The organism is Vibrio sp. THAF64, from assembly GCF_009363455.1.
Taxonomy (GTDB): domain Bacteria; phylum Pseudomonadota; class Gammaproteobacteria; order Enterobacterales; family Vibrionaceae; genus Vibrio; species Vibrio coralliilyticus.
The window spans coordinates 47,158-64,000 of sequence record NZ_CP045355.1; the positions used below are offsets into that span (position 1 = coordinate 47,158).

The following is a 16,843-nucleotide window of genomic DNA, read 5'->3' on the forward strand; positions in this document are numbered from 1 at the left end:
ATCCCGCTCTGCGACTTTGCTCTTTAATATTTTAGTATTTTCTTATGGACGGCGATTATATACGCAATCATTTTTTTATTTCTTTAAGGCTATCAACCTTTAACAACAAAGATCAGTACAGTTTTATAAATAAATTGCCTAACAGTTTTGCCCGTCTAAATGATTTGGATATAAAAAAAGCGACCCTAAGGTCGCTCTGGCCTAAGCCTGATTATTTGATGATGCCACGCGCCCGCAGAATCGCGGTTTTAAAATCGTCTTCCTGATCTTTTTTCAGCCCCGGAATCATTTCATCTTTGCTGCTGTTGCGCATTTTGAGGTGGTAGATCAGTACATCGTCGGTGAGATCTTCCAGTTTACCTTCGTAACCTGCTTCCTGCGCGAGCTGGACAATAAACTGCAGCAGGTTCATTTGCTGATCTTTTTGCCATTCAGGCTCGAGTAGCTCGAGTAGTTCTTCAATGCGATGACACTTCATCGGCTTTCTCCACACTTTCTATGTTGGTATGCGGTTAAGGTACCAAATCAGACAGGCCAATACCATGGATTCAGGGATGGGAGAATGAGAAAAGAAAAAGCGCAGTGGAGACTGCGCTTTATGCCTATGCCGCCTTAGTGACTTTGGCTGAAGAAGAGGACATTAACGCTGTCTTTTCTACTAAAGTCATTCCGGGCGCGAGTTTTTGTGCCGCTGGAGTAGTGACAAAGCCACCACGACGACGCATCGCACGGTTTGTGTGCGACGTACACCTGACTGCTGTTGGGCGCATTGATTAACCTAACTGCCAGGCACATCCATTGCCGAACTTATGGCCTGATTAGCTATGAGTTGCGCTTCATTACTGAAGAATGGCTCTTCTGGCTCACGCCAATCCAAGTAGCTAATCAGGAATAATGATATGAAATATGCATATCAGGGATCAGATTAGCATCATCTGATCAATTGATCGATATCTAATCGATCTTGTTTGTTTCCTCTCACTACAATTATGTGAGAGGCGTAGTAGTAGTGAGACAAGTGTGCGGATTAGTATGATACCGTGTGATTATGTTGATGGCTGCGCTTTACCAAGGAGGTGTGCATGTCGTTTTTTAAGAAAACCCTCGCGAGTTTTGGTATCGGTTCTGCAAAAGTCGATTCCGTTCTACAGCAAGAAGTGCTGTACCCGGGTGAAAAGGTCAATGTGACGATTCATGTCTACGGCGGCTCGACGGCGCAGGAAATTGATAACATTGAGATGAAGCTTTATTGCCGCTACATCAAAGAAGTACCAGCCAATCAAGACAGAGACGAGCATAACAGCGGCCATATGCGTCGTATGCCGACCAGCTATACCTTGGCTCACTGGACGTTGCCGTATGCATTTACCATTGAGCCGGGAGAAACGCGTGATTTTGAAGTCGAGCTGGACGTGCCATGGAATGCGCCCGTCACCATTGGCGACTCCAAAGTGTGGTTGGAAACCGGGCTGAATATTGCCTTAGCTAAAGATCCCAGTGACACTGATATTCTCACAGTACGTCCTGATCCTTTGTTAGATGGCATCTTTACGGCTTTGGAAGAGCAGGGGCTGCGTATCCGTCAGGTTGAGTGTGAAGCGGTAGAGGGATTTGAGCTGCCTTTTGTTCAGGAGTTTGAATTTGTGCCGACCACGGGGCCTTTCCACGGTCGCTGGCGTGAATTGGAAATGGTGGCGTATCGCAGTGATGATGAATTACAGATGTGGTTTGAAATTGATCGTCATCGTGAAGGTGCAAGGGGAATGCTAGCGAGCTTGTTAGGCGGTGGGCAGTTAAAACGTCAGCTGACGCTCTCCGTTCATACCCCAGCAGATCAGGCAGGTCAGCAAGTTTTAGAGTATCTCGACAGTCACTCTTAACGTAAAGTTAACAGTTTGGGCTTACAAGTGTAAGCTGAATGTGCCATACTTTGGAGTAAATATTCCACCAGAGTATGGCTTGTTATGTCGACCAATCACACTGCACCTTACAGCGTCAAAGAAGAAATCGCCAATACACTGACCCACGGTATCGGTATGGTACTTGGCATAGTGGGCTTGGTGTTGCTGCTGATCAAAGCCGTTGATCACAATGCGGATGCTCTGACTATTACCAGTATGAGCATCTACGGTGGCAGCATGATCGTGCTGTTTCTGGCTTCTACTCTGTATCACGCGATTCCTTATCAGAAAGCCAAGTGGGCGCTGAAGACGTTTGATCACTGTGCGATTTATTTGCTGATTGCTGGCAGCTATACACCATTTCTGCTCGTCAGTCTCAGAACGCCTTTGGCGATTGGTTTGATGATCGTCATCTGGACCATCGCGCTGGTCGGCATCATCATGAAATTGGCGTTTGTTTATCGTTTTAAAAAGCTTTCGCTTGTGACGTATTTATTGATGGGTTGGCTATCGCTGGTGGTCATTTATCAACTGGCGTTGAATCTGGATGTCGGTGGACTCACTTTGCTGGCCGCGGGTGGAGTGATCTATTCACTGGGCGTGATTTTCTATGTCGCTAAGCGCATCCCATTTAATCATGCCATTTGGCACGGGTTCGTTTTAGCAGGATGCGCTTGTCATTTTCTGGCGATTTACCTCTATGTCGAGCCGATCTAACGTGTTTCGAGATTAATGACTTTGGCGGTCACTAAGTACTGCTCAGCTTGATCGATCGCCAGTTCAATCGTTTTACCCTGCTCTGCTTGTTGAGGGCGTAGATACGTGTCGGCCATGCGTTTGATAGATTGCCATACTTTGACCGATTCTTTGCTCAGCACGTCTCCCGAGGTCGTCGAGACCTGAATTTCGATTTCAACTAAAATCACTGACTGGCTACTTTGGTTGGTTACTGAGGTTGGAATCATTAACTGACCATCTTGATAACTCACCGCACCTAATAACACTTCCACGCCTGAGTCAGACAGCTGCATGGTGGCACGATCGCTACCGACAGTGACAATGGTTCCTACCGCTTTTTCGATCAGCGGAATGGCTGCCACTTTGGCTTTTTTGACCGGAATAGTAGCGGCTGGCTGAGTGGTCTCTTCAACTGCTGCCATTTCATCGGTTTTGTTTGCTTCCACTGGCACTACATATTGCCAAGTGAAGTCGTCATTAAGCTGGACTTGGCGACCATCTTCGAGAGTGACAGTTTGGCTGGCAAACACCAATGAACTGGTTAGCAAGGTAAAGAGTCCGATTAGTTTTTTCATTGTTGTGTCCTTAACGTCGCCAGAAAGCCGGGAAAAACAGCACCAATAAAGTGAGTATCTCCAGTCGCCCCATCAGCATTCCAAAGCTGAGCAGCCACTTAGCGGCATCTGGTAATGGGGCAAAGTTACCTGTCGGCCCAATCACTGCACCCATGCCAGGACCAACGTTGGCCACGGCGGTGATAGACCCAGAAATGCTGGTAATAGGATCCAATCCCAATGCGCTTAAGCATCCAGCAATAAAAATAATCGTGATAAAGAACATCAGTGCGAAAGCGACTACAGAGCGCACGATGTCATCGTTCACCGGCCTATGATTGTAACGCTGAACAAATACCCCAGAAGGATGAATAAGCTTCATCATCTGTTTGTTGAGTAGCGTCATCGCAATCTGAAAGCGGAAGACTTTGATTCCGCCGGAGGTTGATCCTGAACAGGCCCCCGCCATCATTAAGAAGGCAAACAAGGTGGTTGGCAGTGCGCCCCATGCGGTGAAGTCTTCTAGACCAAACCCTGTGGTTGTCACGACAGAGACGATATTGAACATCGACACCCGTAGCGCATCCATAACGCTGTAGCCATCTCGTATCACTAACCAAGCTGAAATGATCAGGCTGGTGATAAGAAACAGGTAGGTGAAACCGCGTACTTGCGCGTCATTGATTAACTCATCTACCCGGCGCTTGCGCATCGCTGCCACAAACAGCAGGAAGGGCAATCCACCTAGGAACATAAACAGAGTCGCTACCCAATGAGACCCTTTAGAAAAGTGGTTCATTGAGCCATCTGAAGTGGAATAGCCGCCTGTCGAGAGAGTGGTGAACGAGTGGTTAATCGCCTCGAACAAATTCATGCCAGTCAGAAGATAGCCGACCATGCACAAGCCAGTCAGAATCAGGTAGACCAACACGATGTTTTTGGCCACGGTCTTGGCGCGGGGGCTGCTTTTATCTGACCAATCAGAAGATTCGGTATGGAAAAGCTTCATACCACCGACGTTGAGCATCGGCAACACCGCGACCGCCATGACAATGAAGCCGATTCCGCCAAGCCACTGCAAGATAGAACGCCACAACAAGATGCTCGGAGCCATGTCATCCAGCCCACTGAGTACGGTTGAGCCGGTTGTCGTAATGCCAGACATGGTTTCAAAGTACGCATCGGTAAAGCTGATGTGGTTGATAAACACAAACGGCAGAGCAGCAAAAGCACTGGCGACCATCCACACCAGACTGGTGATTAGGAACATATCGCGCGCGCTGAGTTTGAAATGCTTAGTACGACCGATTGTCAGACAGACGAAGGCAGCAAGGTGGGTGATGACCACTGATTGGCCAAACTCAAGAAACCCTGCAGTGCCTGTAAAGAAAGCCACCAGAGTGGGGACGTACATGAATAGGGCCAGTTTAGACAGAACCAGCCCGATAACAAACAGTACAGGACGGAAGTTGACCATAGTGTCAATCCTAGAGGAAGAAAGGACTCGGTTGGAATAGCGCTTCGACGTCTGGGACGTACTTCTTATCCACCAGGAACATCACTACGTGGTCGTCTTGCTCAATCACAGTTCGGTCATGAGCTATTAGGACTTCTTCACCACGAACAATCGCACCGATTGTTGTGCCCGGTGGTAGTTTGATGTCGCCAATCGCGCGGCCAACGACTTTAGATGTGGTTTCATCACCGTGAGCGATGGCTTCGATAGCTTCTGCTGCACCGCGACGTAGTGAAGAGACGTTAACAATATCAGCCCGACGGACGTGCGTTAGCAAGGCGGAAATCGTTGCTTGCTGAGGTGAGATAGCGACGTCAATGACGCCACCCTGAACCAGATCCACATAGGCACCGCGCTGGATAAGCACCATCACTTTCTTGGCTCCCATGCGTTTCGCCAGCATGGCGGACATGATATTCGTTTCGTCTTCATTGGTCAGGGCGATGAACACGTCGACCTGATCGATATTTTCTTCGGTAAGTAATTCCTGATCCGCAGCGTCACCACAGAAGACAATGGTGTTTTCCAGCTCTTCAGACAGCTTTTCAGCGCGCTGGTAACTGCGCTCAATCAACTTGACGCTGTAAGACTGCTCAAGGCGCTTAGCTAAGCTGGCGCCGATGTTACCACCCCCGACAATCATAATGCGGCGATACGGCTTTTCCAGTCTCTGCAGTTCACTCATGACCGAACGGATGTGGTTACTGGCAGCGACGAAGAACACTTCATCATCGGCTTCGATAATGGTGGTGCCCTGAGGACGGATAGGACGCCCCTGACGGAAAATAGCGGCAACGCGAGTATCTATGTGTGGCATGTGCTCACGCAAGGCCGATAGGGCATTACCAACCAGCGGGCCACCGTAATATGCTTTCACCGCCACTAAGCTGACTTTCTGTTCGGCGAAGCTCACCACTTGCAGTGCGCCTGGATATTGGATCAGGCGCTCGATGTAGCTGGTTACCAATTCTTCAGGTGCGATCAGGTGGTCAACCGGAACGGCACCGGATTGGAATAGCGCTTCTTTCTCGGCCAAGTATTGTGGCGAGCGGATACGAGCGATACGGTTGGGAGTATTAAACAGAGAAAAGGCAACCTGACAGGCGGCCATATTGGTTTCATCCATATTGGTCACGGCGACCAACATGTCGGCATCTTGTGCGCCGGCTTCACGCAGCACATCAGGGTGACTGGCGTAGCCGTTCACTACCCGTAAATCATATTTATCTTGCAGCTCACGCAGTCGGTCGCTATTTCTGTCGACTATGGTGATGTCATTGTTTTCACCGACCAGATTCTCTGCCAGTGTACCGCCTACCTGACCAGCGCCAAGAATGATGATTTTCATACCGTTTCTCGTCTAACCAAAATTTAGGGGATCGATGATCCCCGAATTACTACGCGATTTTTGTCAGGATGGCGTAATAAAAGCCATCCATGTCCTCTTCGCCTGGAAGCACTTGGCGTCCTGGGTTGTCTACCGGCGAACCTTCTAACTGAGCATTCGCGGTGCGCGCCAGAAACGCTTTCACCTGTTCGCTGTTTTCCTGTGGTGTGATAGAGCAGGTCGCATAAACCAGCGTACCGCCCGGCTTCAGCTGTTGCCACATCGCATCCAGAATCTCGCTTTGTAGTTTTGCTAAGGCTGCAATGTCATCACCACGACGCAGCCATTTGATGTCTGGGTGGCGGCGAATAACACCCGTGGCCGAACAAGGTGCATCGAGCAGGATGCGATCAAATTGCTCGCCTTGCCACCAATCTTTTGGCTTACGTGCGTCACCGCAAATAACTTGCGCTTTCAGTTGAAGGCGTTGCAGGTTGTCGTGTACGCGTTTGAGGCGGCTGTCATCACAGTCAATAGCCACTATCTGGGCATCTTGAGTACGCTCAAGAATATGGGCGGTTTTGCCTCCTGGTGCAGCACAACAATCTAGAATTAACTCGCCATCTTTTGGCGTTAGGTAGTTAATCGACAACTGAGCAGCAGCATCCTGAACAGAAACCCAACCTTTCTCAAAGCCTGGCAATTTTGTCACGTCGCACGGGGCGGCCAATTTTAGGGCGTCGCTCGCTTCACTGTGAATGCTGCTATCTATGTTTTCATTTTTGAGCAGTTGCTGGTATTCGTCACGGCTGTGATGTTGTTGATTCACACGCAACCACATTGGTGCTTTGCTGTTGTTGGCTTCAATAATGTCTTGCCATTGCTGTGGGTAGGCGTCCTGAAGCAGTTTAAGTAACCAGCTCGGGTGACCGTATTTACCAGCATTGTGGCTCATGGCATGAGCATCTAACTCTTCTTGGTTACGTTGATAGTTACGTAACACTGCATTGATTAAGCCGCGTAGGCGTGGGCCTTTGAGCGTTTTGGTGCCTTCGACGGTTTCACCGACGGCTGCGTGCGCTGGAATACGCATAAAGCTCAGTTGGTAAATACCGACCAGAATCAGGTGGTGGAAAACGCGTTGTTTGCCTTTAAGAGGCTTATCCATCAGCTCATTCGCGATCGATTCAAGGCGAGGTAAATAACGCAATGATCCGTAACAGATTTCCTGTAACAACGCTTGATCGCGAGGTTTGACTTGTTGTTGAGCCGCGGGAAGTGCGTTAGACAGAGACTGGCCTTTATCGACCACTTGGAAAAGGACATTAGCCGCAGCAGCGCGAACATTCATGTTGAATACCTTAACAGTAAGGGAGGGTGTCTCCACCCTCAAAAAGTACGTATAAATTAGGTCAGCTGTGTGCCGACTTCAAACCAGCTGGCACGCGAGTTGAGGATATCCTGAACCGGCATGGCTTTTTTACCGGGTACCTGAAGCTGTTCGAGAACCAGAACATGCTTGCCAGTGGCAATGTAGATCCCCGTTTTATCTGCTTGAAGTATGGTGCCGGGTGCCTCAGTTGTCGTTTGAACGTCAACGCGGCTTTGCCAGACTTTGATGCTGTTGTCGGCTGCTTCAAAATGGCTCATCGGCCAAGGGTTGAAGGCGCGCACACAACGTTCAATATGCTCAGCGTCATCATTCCAGTTAATGCGTGCTTCTTCTTTGCTGAGCTTTTTGGCGTAATTCGCCAGCTCGTCATCTTGCTTTTCAGGTGACGCTTTGCCGTCAGCAATGTCAGCCAGACACTCGACCAGAGCTTGCGGGCCAAGTCCAGCCAGCTTTTCATACATAGAAGCGCTGGTATCTGTGGCTTCGATCGGCAAAGTTGCAATTTTCAGCATATCGCCAGTATCTAAGCCGATATCCATCTGCATAATGGTGACGCCTGTTTCCTGATCGCCGGCCCAAATAGAGCGCTGGATAGGGGCGGCACCGCGCCAACGTGGCAGAATCGAACCATGGACATTGATACAACCCAGCTTCGGTGTATCAAGTACGGCTTGTGGCAGCAATAAACCGTAAGCGACCACGACCATCAGATCCGCATTCAAATCAGCCAGTTCTTGCTTGGCGTCATCTGACTTAAAGTTTTCTGGTTGGTAAACCGGGATATCATGCTCAAGCGCGATATTCTTGACTGGGCTGGCAGTCAGCTTCTTGCCTCGGCCCGCTGGACGATCTGGCTGGGTGTAGACCGCAATAACCTCGTGCTCCGAAGACAACAACGCCGCCAAGTGACGGGCGGCGAAGTCCGGAGTACCGGCAAAAACAATTTTCAAAGGTTTGCTCAAAGTACGTTCCTTTAGTGAGCCATTAGGCTTGGCTGGCTTGCTTTTCGTTAAAGCGTTTGATTTTTGCCAGTTTGTCCTGAATGCGCTTGCGTTTTAGAGGCGAAAGATAATCGACAAAAAGTTTGCCTTCTAAATGGTCAAGCTCATGCTGAACACAGATTGCAAGCAGGTCATCTGCTTCAAATGTGTATTCTTTGCCATCACGGTCAAGCGCTTTCACCGTGACTTCCGCAGCACGCGAAACCAGTGCTCGTGCACCAGGAACAGACAAACAGCCTTCCTCAATGCCATCTTCGCCACGCTTATCAAGAATTTCAGGGTTGATCAAAACCATTGGCTGATCGCGAGTTTCTGAAATATCGATAACGACGATACGTTGGTGGAAATCAACCTGGGTTGCTGCCAGACCAATACCTTCTTCGTCATACATGGTTTCAATCATGTCGTCGACGAACTTTTGAATCTCAGGGGTCACCTTCTCTACTGGTTTTGCAACAGTGCGAAGGCGCTCATCTGGGAATGTTAATACTTGTAATACAGACATATACACTCGAAATGTTGAACTGAGCCGAATCAGGATAAACCTTGTTGGCTCAATTCTAGACATTTTGCCACTCAAATGACAGCCTCATTACACTTTTGCGTATTTTCCCCGAGTTAAATTGCACTGTGAATCATGTCAAATTTGGCGAACACTGAGTAGCCAAGCTTTGTTTGGAATAAGAGGTTTAGGCTGACTCTCTCTAGCTCATCAGTGTCGTGTAACAAGGTGTTAGGCCGGATTAAATTTTCCTATGACGAAAGAAGAACTGACGGCTTGGCTGAGCTTGTACTTTACGCCGCGGATTGGGCCCAAAACGTTTCAGCGTCTGGTAGCGGTAGACTCTCCAGTTAACATCATTGACTCTTCACCCGAGACATTACGCCGTTTAGGCTTTTCCGACTCGCAACTGAATTATCTCCAACACCGAGCTGCCGAGGATATTGAGGCGTGTTTCGAGTGGCAAGCAGAATCAAGTGCCAGAACCATTCTACCTTTGAGTGATCAGCGTTATCCGGCACTACTGAAACAGGCTGACGCTGCGCCAGCAATACTGTTTGTTGAAGGTCAGCTAGAGAGTCTATCTCGGCCACAAATGGCGATTGTGGGCAGTCGCAATGCCAGTATTGATGGGCTTAACACCGCACGCAGCTTTGCAACCCAGTTGGTGAATCAAGACATGGTCGTGACCAGCGGCTTGGCGCTAGGCGTTGATGGTTATGCTCATGATGGGGCACTCAATGGTAATGGCCAAACCATCGCCGTGCTCGGTTGTGGCTTAAATTCTGTGTATCCGGCACGGCATAAGAAGTTAGCTCAACGAATCGTTCAACAAGGGGCGTTGGTGTCTGAGTTCCATCCTAATGTGAAGCCAAAAGCCGATAATTTTCCACGCCGAAATCGAATCATTAGTGGTTTGTCATTGGGCGTTTTAGTCATAGAAGCGGCAGAGAAAAGTGGCTCTCTGATCACCGCTCGCTATGCGATGGAGCAAGGCCGCGAAGTGTTTGCGATTCCCGGCTCGATTCATCATCCCCATGCGAGAGGTTGTAACCTGTTGATAAAACAGGGTGCGTGTCTGGTTCAGCAGGTTTCTGACATAACCGATGAAATTGACAGTCTGATTCGCTGGTCTGATGTTAATAAGCCGCCAGTGCAAAGCGATCTATTTGAACAAATTGATTGCAAAGAAGAATTGCCATTTCCTCAGCTGTTAGCTAACGTAGGAAGTAAGGCTACACCAGTTGATATTCTTGCAAGCAGGACCAATATACCTGTGCATGAAGTCATGATGCAGCTCTTGGAGCTTGAGCTCTCAGGGCATGTTGTTGCGGTTTCCGGTGGCTATATTCGAAAGGGGAGGGGCTAGCTATGATGATGGATATCCTTATGTATCTGTTTGAAACTTACATCCATAGCGATGCGGAGTTACAGGTCAATCAAGATGAGCTAGAAGAAGAATTACTTCGTGCTGGCTTTCATCAAAAAGACATCTATAAAGCCCTTGTCTGGCTGGAAGAGTTGGCTGCATTGCAGCAAAGCGAAACGCATTCCGCGATTTCCATTTGCAGCACATCTACCTCAACGCGTATCTATACCGCGAAAGAGTGTGAGCGCTTAAACCTTGAATCGCGAGGTTTTCTGACTTTCCTTGAGCAGGTCAATGTGCTGACGACTGAGACGCGTGAAATGGTGATTGACCGTATCATGGGGCTTGAAACAGACGAGTTTGAACTGGATGATCTGAAATGGATTGTGCTGATGGTTCTGTTCAATGTTCCAGGTAATGAAAACGCCTACACGCTTATGGAAGAGCTGTTGTATACCAAAGAGCAAGGTATTCTTCACTAAACTCCATGAGTGGCTATGAGCGGTAAAATAGATCATCAGTTGTTTTCGGCCCATGAGCACGCTTTAGAACATAAAGCGTGCCCTAAATGCCAGTCTGAGCAGCGCGAGGGCGAGCTACAACTTCGTCACGGCAAGCATGGCCCGTTTTTGGGCTGTAATCAGTATCCAACCTGCGACTTTATCCAACCTTTACATCAGAATGACGGCCATATCATTAAAGAGCTGGGCGTACCTTGTCCGGAGTGCTCTAATGAATTGGTGCTCCGCCAAGGGCGTTACGGTATGTTTATTGGTTGCAGTCATTATCCGCACTGTGACCATATCGAGTCGCTTGAGCAACCGACTGAACAAGAGGTTCAAGCAGAACATGCGTGCCCGGAGTGTGGCAAAGGTCATTTGGTCGAGAGGAAGAACCGTTTTGGCAAAGCCTTCTTTGCCTGCGATAACTACCCTAAATGCAAGTTTGCGGTCAATCAGCAGCCAGTTAAGGGTAAGTGCGAAAAATGTGGTTTTCCTTTATTGATCGAGAAGAAGCTCGCTAGTGGGATTAAACATCAGTGTGCCGATCGAAAATGCCATCACACCCAGAATGAACAATAAAAACGGCGCTGTTTCAGCGCCGTTTTTGTTTTTATTAAGTTTGCGATGACTAGTGCTTAATGTGACGCGCGATCTCATGAACCGCCGCGAAAGCATCCGCGTCTAAGACTTCTGCCAGAGCAGATAATTGACGTTGCAGTTCACCACTGTAATCACCACACACGTTAATGTGGCCCATCTTACGTCCTGCGCGTTTGTCTTTCCCATACCAGTGAACGTGACATCCCGGCATAGCGAGTACGCTTTCTGGCAGGGTATCTTCACCGAGGATATTGATCATCGACGTTTCGCGGATCAGCTTGGTGCTACCCAGTGGCATGCCACACACTGCTCGTAAGTGATTCTCAAACTGACAGGTTTCTGCGCCTTGTTGTGTCCAGTGGCCAGAATTATGGACACGAGGTGCGATTTCGTTGACCAATAAGGTGCCATTCAAATCAAAGAACTCGAGGGCCAGAACGCCTACATAGTTGAGCTCGTTAGCTACCGCAGTGAACATCTCTTGTGCCTGTTGTTGCAACTCAGTATCGGCTATGGCTGTTGAGACGCTCAGTACCCCGTTGGTGTGGACGTTTTCTGCAAGTGGGTAGACCGCGACTTCGCCATTTTTACCGCGTGCACCGACAAGTGACACTTCACGTTGAAAAGGAACAAACTCCTCCGCAACAATCGCTTGTGTTTCGGTGGCGCCAATACACGCTTCCATCTCAGCCCATACTGCGTCTATTTGCATTGGGTCTTTGAGTCGCCACTGGCCTTTGCCGTCATAACCACCTAAGGCACTCTTTAGTACCATTGGGATACCGACATACTCTATAGCGTGAGCAAAGTCTTCGCGTGTTTGGATTACATGGTATTTGGCGTTGTGGACCTTAGCCCTGTCCAGCAATGCTTTTTCGATTCGTCGGTCACCGCCAGCTTTGATGGCGTTGGCAGAGGGGAAGAGCTTTCCGCTTGCTTGGCAAACATCAAGAATATCATGTGGGATATGCTCGAACTCGGCGGTAATCACATCTGCTTGCTCAATCGCATTGTCCAACCCTTTTCCCAGTAGCGACTGAGTCAATGGATGGACGATATTCTCGCTCGCAACATCATACGCGATAATATCGATGTTCAGAGGAGCTCCAGCCAGTGACATCATGCGTGCCAGCTGTCCCGCTCCAAGCACTAACACTTGCATGGGATTAGTCCTCTGCCGGGTTTGGATTCGCTAACACGGTTTCAGTTTGCTGGTTGCGAAATGCTTCGACTTTCTCCATCACGGCGTCATCATGTGTGCCGATGATCTGAGCCGCGAGAATGCCCGCATTCGCCGCACCTGCTTCGCCAATGGCCAATGTGCCTACCGCGATACCTTTTGGCATTTGAACAATTGATAGTAGAGAGTCCATCCCTTTTAGTGCACGCGATTGAACAGGGACACCGAGAACAGGTAAGCTAGTGAAAGCGGCCGCCATGCCTGGTAAATGAGCAGCGCCACCAGCACCGGCAATGATGACTTTCAGGCCGCGCTCTTTAGCGCTGTTGGCATAATCAGCAAGAAGCTGCGGAGTACGGTGAGCTGACACCACTTTTGTTTCATATTCGACGCCAAACTGATCCAGCATTTCTGCTGCTAGTTTCATGGTTGGCCAGTCAGATTTAGAACCCATGATGATACCGACTTTCATCTTAAACTCCTTTAATGCAACTCTATTGATGAGCAGATAAATTTGAGCGCATTATACGGGGATTTTACTATCAAGCAAACGTTTGCGCGAAGTTTAAATCCAGATTGACACAATTTATAAATAAATAGCTTTAGTCACTACCAATGATTATTTGTAAACTTAGTGATTAGACAGTACATCAGACAGGAAAGAATCAGTGGATAATTTTGAGCAGGCTCTGTTGGCTCTGAAAAACGGTGAAGTGATTGCGTACCCGACGGAGGGTGTATTTGGTGTCGGTTGCGATCCTGACAACCCTGAAGCGATTCAGAAACTATTAGAACTGAAACAAAGGCCAGTGGAAAAAGGTCTGATCCTGATCGCTGCTAGCTATGAACAATTGCTGCCGTACATTGATGAGTCTCAGCTGACGGATGAGCAGCTACAGAAAGTCCATCAGACTTGGCCTGGCCCCGTTACTTGGATTATGCCGTGCAGCGACAAAGTGTCGGATTGGGTTTCAGGCCAGTTTGACTCGATTGCGGTGCGTGTGACTGATCATCCTTTGGTACAAAAGATGTGTAATGCGCTTGGAAAGCCGTTAACCTCTACCAGCGCAAATTTGACCGGTGAACCCCCTTGTATGACGACCGCAGAAGTTGAACAGCAACTCGGTGATCGCTTAGTCGCAATTCTGGCGGGAGACACGGGTGGGCGAGACAAGCCAAGTGAAATTCGCGACGCAAAAACATCCAAGGTATTAAGACAGGGTTAACCCTGCAAAGGAAGTAGAAACATGTCAGCCATCGACAAGCAAGCAGTGAAACAGTTCCTGATGGAGCTACAGGATTCCATTTGTCAGCAACTTGAACAGGCCGACGGCCATGCTGAGTTTATAGAAGATGCGTGGAGTCGTGAGCCTGGTGAACGTTTAGGTGGTGGTGGCCGCACTCGAGTGATGAAAGAGGGGGCTGTATTTGAGCAAGGTGGTGTGAACTTTTCGCACGTACAGGGAAAAGAAATGCCAGCGTCGGCTACGGCACATCGCCCTGAACTTGCAGGCCGTCGATTTGAAGCGATGGGCGTGTCCTTGGTCATGCACCCGAAAAACCCTTATATCCCCACATCCCACGCCAATGTGCGTTTCTTTATTGCAGAGAAAGATGGTGAAGCGCCTATCTGGTGGTTTGGTGGTGGCTTTGACCTGACACCTTTCTATCCGTTTGAAGAAGACGCCCAATATTGGCATAACACTGCTAAAGAGGTGTGTGCACCGTTCGGCAGTGAAGTGTATCCAGAGCATAAAGCGTGGTGTGACAAATATTTCTACCTACCTCATCGTGATGAAACACGTGGTGTTGGCGGTTTGTTCTTTGACGATTTGAATCATTGGGAGTTTGATAAGTGTTTTGATTACATCAAAGCCGTTGGTGAAGGGTATTGCCAAGCCTACCTGCCAATTGTCGAGCGTCGCAAAGCAACCGAATACGGTGAGCGAGAGCGTCAGTTCCAGCTCTATCGTCGTGGTCGCTATGTTGAGTTTAACTTGGTTTATGACCGCGGAACGCTGTTTGGCCTGCAAAGTGGTGGGCGTACGGAGTCGATTCTGATGTCGATGCCACCACTGGCGCGATGGGAATACAGTTACCAAATTGAGCCGGGAACCCATGAAGCAGAGCTATATCAGGACTACTTGAAGCCTCGCGATTGGTAACACTTTCTTCCTTATAGGGTTAATGATAGGGTCATTGGTTTGCAATGGCCCTTTTTGTTTTGAGTAGGTAAGGATATGACCCAGCAGATAGATCGTTATGCCGTTTTTGGAAACCCGATAAGCCAAAGTAAGTCTCCCTTTATTCATACGCTGTTTGCTCGTCAAACCAATCAGTCACTGACGTATACCGCTGAACTGGCTCCTGTGGATGGATTTGTTGCGGCGGCTGAAACTTTTTTTGCTCAAAACGGAAAAGGATGCAACGTCACTGTGCCATTCAAGGAAGATGCTTACCGACTGGCTACACGTTTAACAGAGCGGGCTCAGTTGGCGGGTGCCGTCAATACACTGAAAAAGCTCGATGATGGTGAGATCTTGGGTGATAACACCGATGGTGAAGGGCTGGTACAGGACCTACTGCAGAATCAGGTCGTGATTGAAGGTGCAAGAATTCTCTTGATCGGTGCAGGAGGTGCGGCTCGTGGTGTAATCAAGCCTTTACTTGACCAAAGCCCTGCTGAAATTGTGATTACCAACCGGACCTTATCCAAAGCGCAGACACTACAAGAGATGTTTTCCAGCTTTGGTCCGATTAAAGCGGTTGAGATGGCACACATCGAACAGAGCTACGACATTATCATCAACTCGACGTCTTCCAGTCTCAGTGGCGAGCTGCCTGCGATTTCATCGGCAATCTTCTCACCTAACTCTACCGTTTATGACATGATGTATGGCTCTGGTCACACGACATTCAATCAGTGGGCAATTGAGCATAATGCGGCGGTGGTATACGACGGATTGGGCATGCTGGTGGGGCAGGCTGCGGAAAGCTTCATGTTATGGCGAGGCATCCGCCCAGGGACAAAACAAATTCTACGCGAATTAAGAAAGAATCTAGAGGGTATGTAATGAATCAGTCGATTCTGTTTCCCGATATGCAGCATTGGGATGACCACCTGCAAGCAATCGTGTTTCCCGCTCAGCAGTCAGGTGCGTTGATAGAGTGCGTGGTTACCTTGAATCAGCTGGAAGTCTTGGCTGGGCAAAAACTTCAAGGAGCTGAGCAAGCTCTTGTTTGCTTTAGTCAGCACCGGTTTGACCTGGAAGAGTTAGCCGAAGAGCTGATTGAAGACGAAGCCTTCAATCAGTCAGGGCAAGTCGAAGTTATTTGCTAATCACATCGACATGATGCAGGTAATCTTCTTTGTTCTGCACATAATTGTCGGCTGACTTTTGTAGGAAGGCGCGTTCTTTATCATTAAGAGGACGTGCCTGTTTGACTGGGCTGCCTACATACAAGTAACCGCTTTCGAGAGTTTTTCCCGGTGGGACCAAACTGCCAGCGCCAATCATGACGTCTTCTTCTATTACCGCACCATCCAATACAATCGCGCCCATACCTACCAGCACCCTGTCTTTTATAATGCATCCATGCAGCATCACTTTATGACCGACAGTGACATCGTTGCCAATAATAAGCGGGTAACCATCAGGGTTTTCCTGATTTTTGTGCGTAACATGCAATACGCTGCCGTCTTGGACATTGGTTCGTTTGCCAATGTGAATATGGTTGACATCACCGCGAGCCGCAACCAAAGGCCAGATGCTCGAATCATCGCCAATTCTAATATCGCCCACCAACACTGAGCTTTGATCAATATAGACACGCTCACCAATGACGGGGCGTGTATCTTTATAACTACGCAAGGCGCTCATTTTTTCTCCTTATATAGAGGAATTCTGGATAAACAGAGGTAGAAGAGTAAGGAAAATAGCTATCTTTGAATAGAAAATACTCAAACGGCAAAAAAATCAAAAAAAACTGCAAAAAGGGGTTGCCAACGTGACGTCGATCTCTATAATGCCCCCTCGCTGACACGGGAACGCTTCGAAGCTTCTGTTTTGAAACGATGAAGCCCAGTTAGCAAGGTCGATTAGCCAAGCGGAAACGCTTGAAAATAAGTTTGAAAAAAGTGGTTGACACTAAACTTTATCTCGCTAAAATGACCGCCTCTTCCGAAGTGATGTGAGTCACAAAGAAGAACGCTCTTTAACAATATAAACCTATCAATCTGTGTGGGCACTCGTTGATGA

At 48.5% G+C, this 16,843-nt stretch carries 20 protein-coding genes; 9 read left to right on the forward strand and 11 right to left on the reverse strand.

All coding sequences use genetic code 11. The features are described from left to right. Positions 1–211: 211 nt before the first annotated feature. Entirely contained in the window at positions 212–478 is a 267-nt protein-coding gene (locus FIU99_RS00205; protein WP_006957505.1) for a YihD family protein, read from the reverse strand. Between the two features lie 124 nt (positions 479–602). Further along, positions 603–770 (reverse strand): hypothetical protein, encoded by a 168-nt coding sequence (locus FIU99_RS27280; protein ID WP_164492178.1) that lies wholly within the window; start codon positions 768–770, stop codon positions 603–605. 312 nt (positions 771–1,082) lie between these two features. On the opposite strand from FIU99_RS27280, the gene FIU99_RS00210 reads away from it, so the two are divergent. Both FIU99_RS00210 and FIU99_RS00215 read left to right on the forward strand, forming a co-directional pair. Next, positions 1,083–1,880 carry a sporulation protein gene (locus FIU99_RS00210; RefSeq protein WP_006957507.1) on the forward strand — a complete coding sequence of 266 codons (798 nt, stop codon included), beginning with the start codon at positions 1,083–1,085 and terminating at the stop codon, positions 1,878–1,880. A gap of 84 nt (positions 1,881–1,964) precedes the next feature. Further along, positions 1,965–2,618: a hemolysin III family protein gene (locus FIU99_RS00215; protein WP_152471935.1), complete on the forward strand. Its 654-nt coding sequence runs from the start codon at positions 1,965–1,967 to the stop codon at positions 2,616–2,618. Here FIU99_RS00215 and FIU99_RS00220 read toward each other — a convergent pair. Genes FIU99_RS00220 through def form a run of 6 tightly spaced genes read right to left on the reverse strand, consistent with a single transcriptional unit; the run spans position 2,615 to position 8,935 of the window. Continuing rightward, positions 2,615–3,214: a DUF3157 family protein gene (locus tag FIU99_RS00220; RefSeq protein WP_006957509.1), complete on the reverse strand. Its 600-nt coding sequence runs from the start codon at positions 3,212–3,214 to the stop codon at positions 2,615–2,617. The genes FIU99_RS00215 and FIU99_RS00220 overlap by 4 nt on opposite strands. A gap of 10 nt (positions 3,215–3,224) precedes the next feature. Next, positions 3,225–4,670, reverse strand: coding sequence for a TrkH family potassium uptake protein (locus tag FIU99_RS00225; RefSeq protein ID WP_006957510.1), 1,446 nt, complete (start codon positions 4,668–4,670; stop codon positions 3,225–3,227). Between the two features lie 10 nt (positions 4,671–4,680). Further along, positions 4,681–6,057, reverse strand: coding sequence for a Trk system potassium transporter TrkA (trkA, locus tag FIU99_RS00230; RefSeq protein WP_006957511.1), 1,377 nt, complete (start codon positions 6,055–6,057; stop codon positions 4,681–4,683). A gap of 49 nt (positions 6,058–6,106) precedes the next feature. Then, a complete protein-coding gene (gene rsmB, locus FIU99_RS00235; RefSeq protein ID WP_006957512.1) occupies positions 6,107–7,387 on the reverse strand; it encodes a 16S rRNA (cytosine(967)-C(5))-methyltransferase RsmB in 1,281 nt (426 codons plus the stop codon). A 56-nt stretch (positions 7,388–7,443) separates the two neighbouring features. Beyond that, positions 7,444–8,391, reverse strand: a complete 948-nt coding sequence (gene fmt / locus FIU99_RS00240) for a methionyl-tRNA formyltransferase (protein WP_006957513.1) — start codon at positions 8,389–8,391, stop codon at positions 7,444–7,446. A 22-nt stretch (positions 8,392–8,413) separates the two neighbouring features. After that, positions 8,414–8,935, reverse strand: coding sequence for a peptide deformylase (gene def, locus FIU99_RS00245; protein ID WP_006957514.1), 522 nt, complete (start codon positions 8,933–8,935; stop codon positions 8,414–8,416). 250 nt (positions 8,936–9,185) lie between these two features. On the opposite strand from def, the gene dprA reads away from it, so the two are divergent. The 3 genes from dprA to FIU99_RS00260 are packed head-to-tail and all read left to right on the forward strand — an operon-like array spanning position 9,186 to position 11,383. Further along, the gene (gene dprA / locus FIU99_RS00250) at positions 9,186–10,301 is read left to right on the forward strand and encodes a DNA-processing protein DprA (protein ID WP_006957515.1); all 1,116 of its coding nucleotides are present in this window, start codon (positions 9,186–9,188) and stop codon (positions 10,299–10,301) included. Positions 10,302–10,303: 2 nt separating this feature from the next. Beyond that, complete coding sequence (locus FIU99_RS00255) at positions 10,304–10,783, forward strand: DUF494 family protein (RefSeq protein ID WP_006957516.1); 480 nt, start codon at positions 10,304–10,306, stop codon at positions 10,781–10,783. A 15-nt stretch (positions 10,784–10,798) separates the two neighbouring features. Continuing rightward, the gene (locus FIU99_RS00260) at positions 10,799–11,383 is read left to right on the forward strand and encodes a type I DNA topoisomerase (protein ID WP_006957517.1); all 585 of its coding nucleotides are present in this window, start codon (positions 10,799–10,801) and stop codon (positions 11,381–11,383) included. Positions 11,384–11,432: 49 nt separating this feature from the next. Here the strand turns inward: FIU99_RS00260 and FIU99_RS00265 are convergent, their stop codons facing one another. Then, positions 11,433–12,566, reverse strand: coding sequence for a 5-(carboxyamino)imidazole ribonucleotide synthase (locus FIU99_RS00265; protein WP_006957518.1), 1,134 nt, complete (start codon positions 12,564–12,566; stop codon positions 11,433–11,435). A gap of 4 nt (positions 12,567–12,570) precedes the next feature. Then, entirely contained in the window at positions 12,571–13,056 is a 486-nt protein-coding gene (gene purE, locus FIU99_RS00270; protein ID WP_006957519.1) for a 5-(carboxyamino)imidazole ribonucleotide mutase, read from the reverse strand. Between the two features lie 196 nt (positions 13,057–13,252). Between purE and FIU99_RS00275 the strand changes: the two genes are divergently transcribed. The 4 genes from FIU99_RS00275 (at position 13,253) to FIU99_RS00290 (ending at position 15,924) form a co-directional block, all read left to right on the forward strand. Next, on the forward strand, positions 13,253–13,810 hold the full coding sequence (locus FIU99_RS00275; RefSeq protein ID WP_006957520.1) for an L-threonylcarbamoyladenylate synthase: 558 nt from the start codon (positions 13,253–13,255) through the stop codon (positions 13,808–13,810). Between the two features lie 21 nt (positions 13,811–13,831). After that, positions 13,832–14,749 (forward strand): oxygen-dependent coproporphyrinogen oxidase, encoded by a 918-nt coding sequence (gene hemF / locus FIU99_RS00280; RefSeq protein ID WP_006957521.1) that lies wholly within the window; start codon positions 13,832–13,834, stop codon positions 14,747–14,749. Positions 14,750–14,824: 75 nt separating this feature from the next. After that, entirely contained in the window at positions 14,825–15,658 is an 834-nt protein-coding gene (gene aroE / locus FIU99_RS00285) for a shikimate dehydrogenase (protein ID WP_039951186.1), read from the forward strand. Beyond that, a complete protein-coding gene (locus FIU99_RS00290; protein WP_006957523.1) occupies positions 15,658–15,924 on the forward strand; it encodes a DUF1488 domain-containing protein in 267 nt (88 codons plus the stop codon). Before aroE ends, FIU99_RS00290 begins: the two co-directional genes overlap by 1 nt. Here the strand turns inward: FIU99_RS00290 and FIU99_RS00295 are convergent. Further along, entirely contained in the window at positions 15,914–16,465 is a 552-nt protein-coding gene (locus tag FIU99_RS00295; protein ID WP_006957524.1) for a gamma carbonic anhydrase family protein, read from the reverse strand. The two genes, FIU99_RS00290 and FIU99_RS00295, sit on opposite strands and share 11 nt — an antisense overlap. Positions 16,466–16,843: the final 378 nt, after the last annotated feature.

What these genes read in the sequence shown, in the direction of transcription:
- FIU99_RS00205 (WP_006957505.1), bottom strand. Translation starts at nt 478, where the DNA reads ATGAAGTGTCATCGCATTGAAGAACTACTCGAGCTACTCGAGCCTGAA.
- FIU99_RS27280 (WP_164492178.1), bottom strand. Translation starts at nt 770, where the DNA reads ATGCGCCCAACAGCAGTCAGGTGTACGTCGCACACAAACCGTGCGATG.
- FIU99_RS00210 (WP_006957507.1), top strand. Translation starts at nt 1,083, where the DNA reads ATGTCGTTTTTTAAGAAAACCCTCGCGAGTTTTGGTATCGGTTCTGCA.
- FIU99_RS00215 (WP_152471935.1), top strand. Translation starts at nt 1,965, where the DNA reads ATGTCGACCAATCACACTGCACCTTACAGCGTCAAAGAAGAAATCGCC.
- FIU99_RS00220 (WP_006957509.1), bottom strand. Translation starts at nt 3,214, where the DNA reads ATGAAAAAACTAATCGGACTCTTTACCTTGCTAACCAGTTCATTGGTG.
- FIU99_RS00225 (WP_006957510.1), bottom strand. Translation starts at nt 4,670, where the DNA reads ATGGTCAACTTCCGTCCTGTACTGTTTGTTATCGGGCTGGTTCTGTCT.
- trkA (WP_006957511.1), bottom strand. Translation starts at nt 6,057, where the DNA reads ATGAAAATCATCATTCTTGGCGCTGGTCAGGTAGGCGGTACACTGGCA.
- rsmB (WP_006957512.1), bottom strand. Translation starts at nt 7,387, where the DNA reads ATGAATGTTCGCGCTGCTGCGGCTAATGTCCTTTTCCAAGTGGTCGAT.
- def (WP_006957514.1), bottom strand. Translation starts at nt 8,935, where the DNA reads ATGTCTGTATTACAAGTATTAACATTCCCAGATGAGCGCCTTCGCACT.
- dprA (WP_006957515.1), top strand. Translation starts at nt 9,186, where the DNA reads ATGACGAAAGAAGAACTGACGGCTTGGCTGAGCTTGTACTTTACGCCG.
- FIU99_RS00255 (WP_006957516.1), top strand. Translation starts at nt 10,304, where the DNA reads ATGATGATGGATATCCTTATGTATCTGTTTGAAACTTACATCCATAGC.
- FIU99_RS00260 (WP_006957517.1), top strand. Translation starts at nt 10,799, where the DNA reads ATGAGCGGTAAAATAGATCATCAGTTGTTTTCGGCCCATGAGCACGCT.
- FIU99_RS00265 (WP_006957518.1), bottom strand. Translation starts at nt 12,566, where the DNA reads ATGCAAGTGTTAGTGCTTGGAGCGGGACAGCTGGCACGCATGATGTCA.
- purE (WP_006957519.1), bottom strand. Translation starts at nt 13,056, where the DNA reads ATGAAAGTCGGTATCATCATGGGTTCTAAATCTGACTGGCCAACCATG.
- hemF (WP_006957521.1), top strand. Translation starts at nt 13,832, where the DNA reads ATGTCAGCCATCGACAAGCAAGCAGTGAAACAGTTCCTGATGGAGCTA.
- aroE (WP_039951186.1), top strand. Translation starts at nt 14,825, where the DNA reads ATGACCCAGCAGATAGATCGTTATGCCGTTTTTGGAAACCCGATAAGC.
- FIU99_RS00290 (WP_006957523.1), top strand. Translation starts at nt 15,658, where the DNA reads ATGAATCAGTCGATTCTGTTTCCCGATATGCAGCATTGGGATGACCAC.
- FIU99_RS00295 (WP_006957524.1), bottom strand. Translation starts at nt 16,465, where the DNA reads ATGAGCGCCTTGCGTAGTTATAAAGATACACGCCCCGTCATTGGTGAG.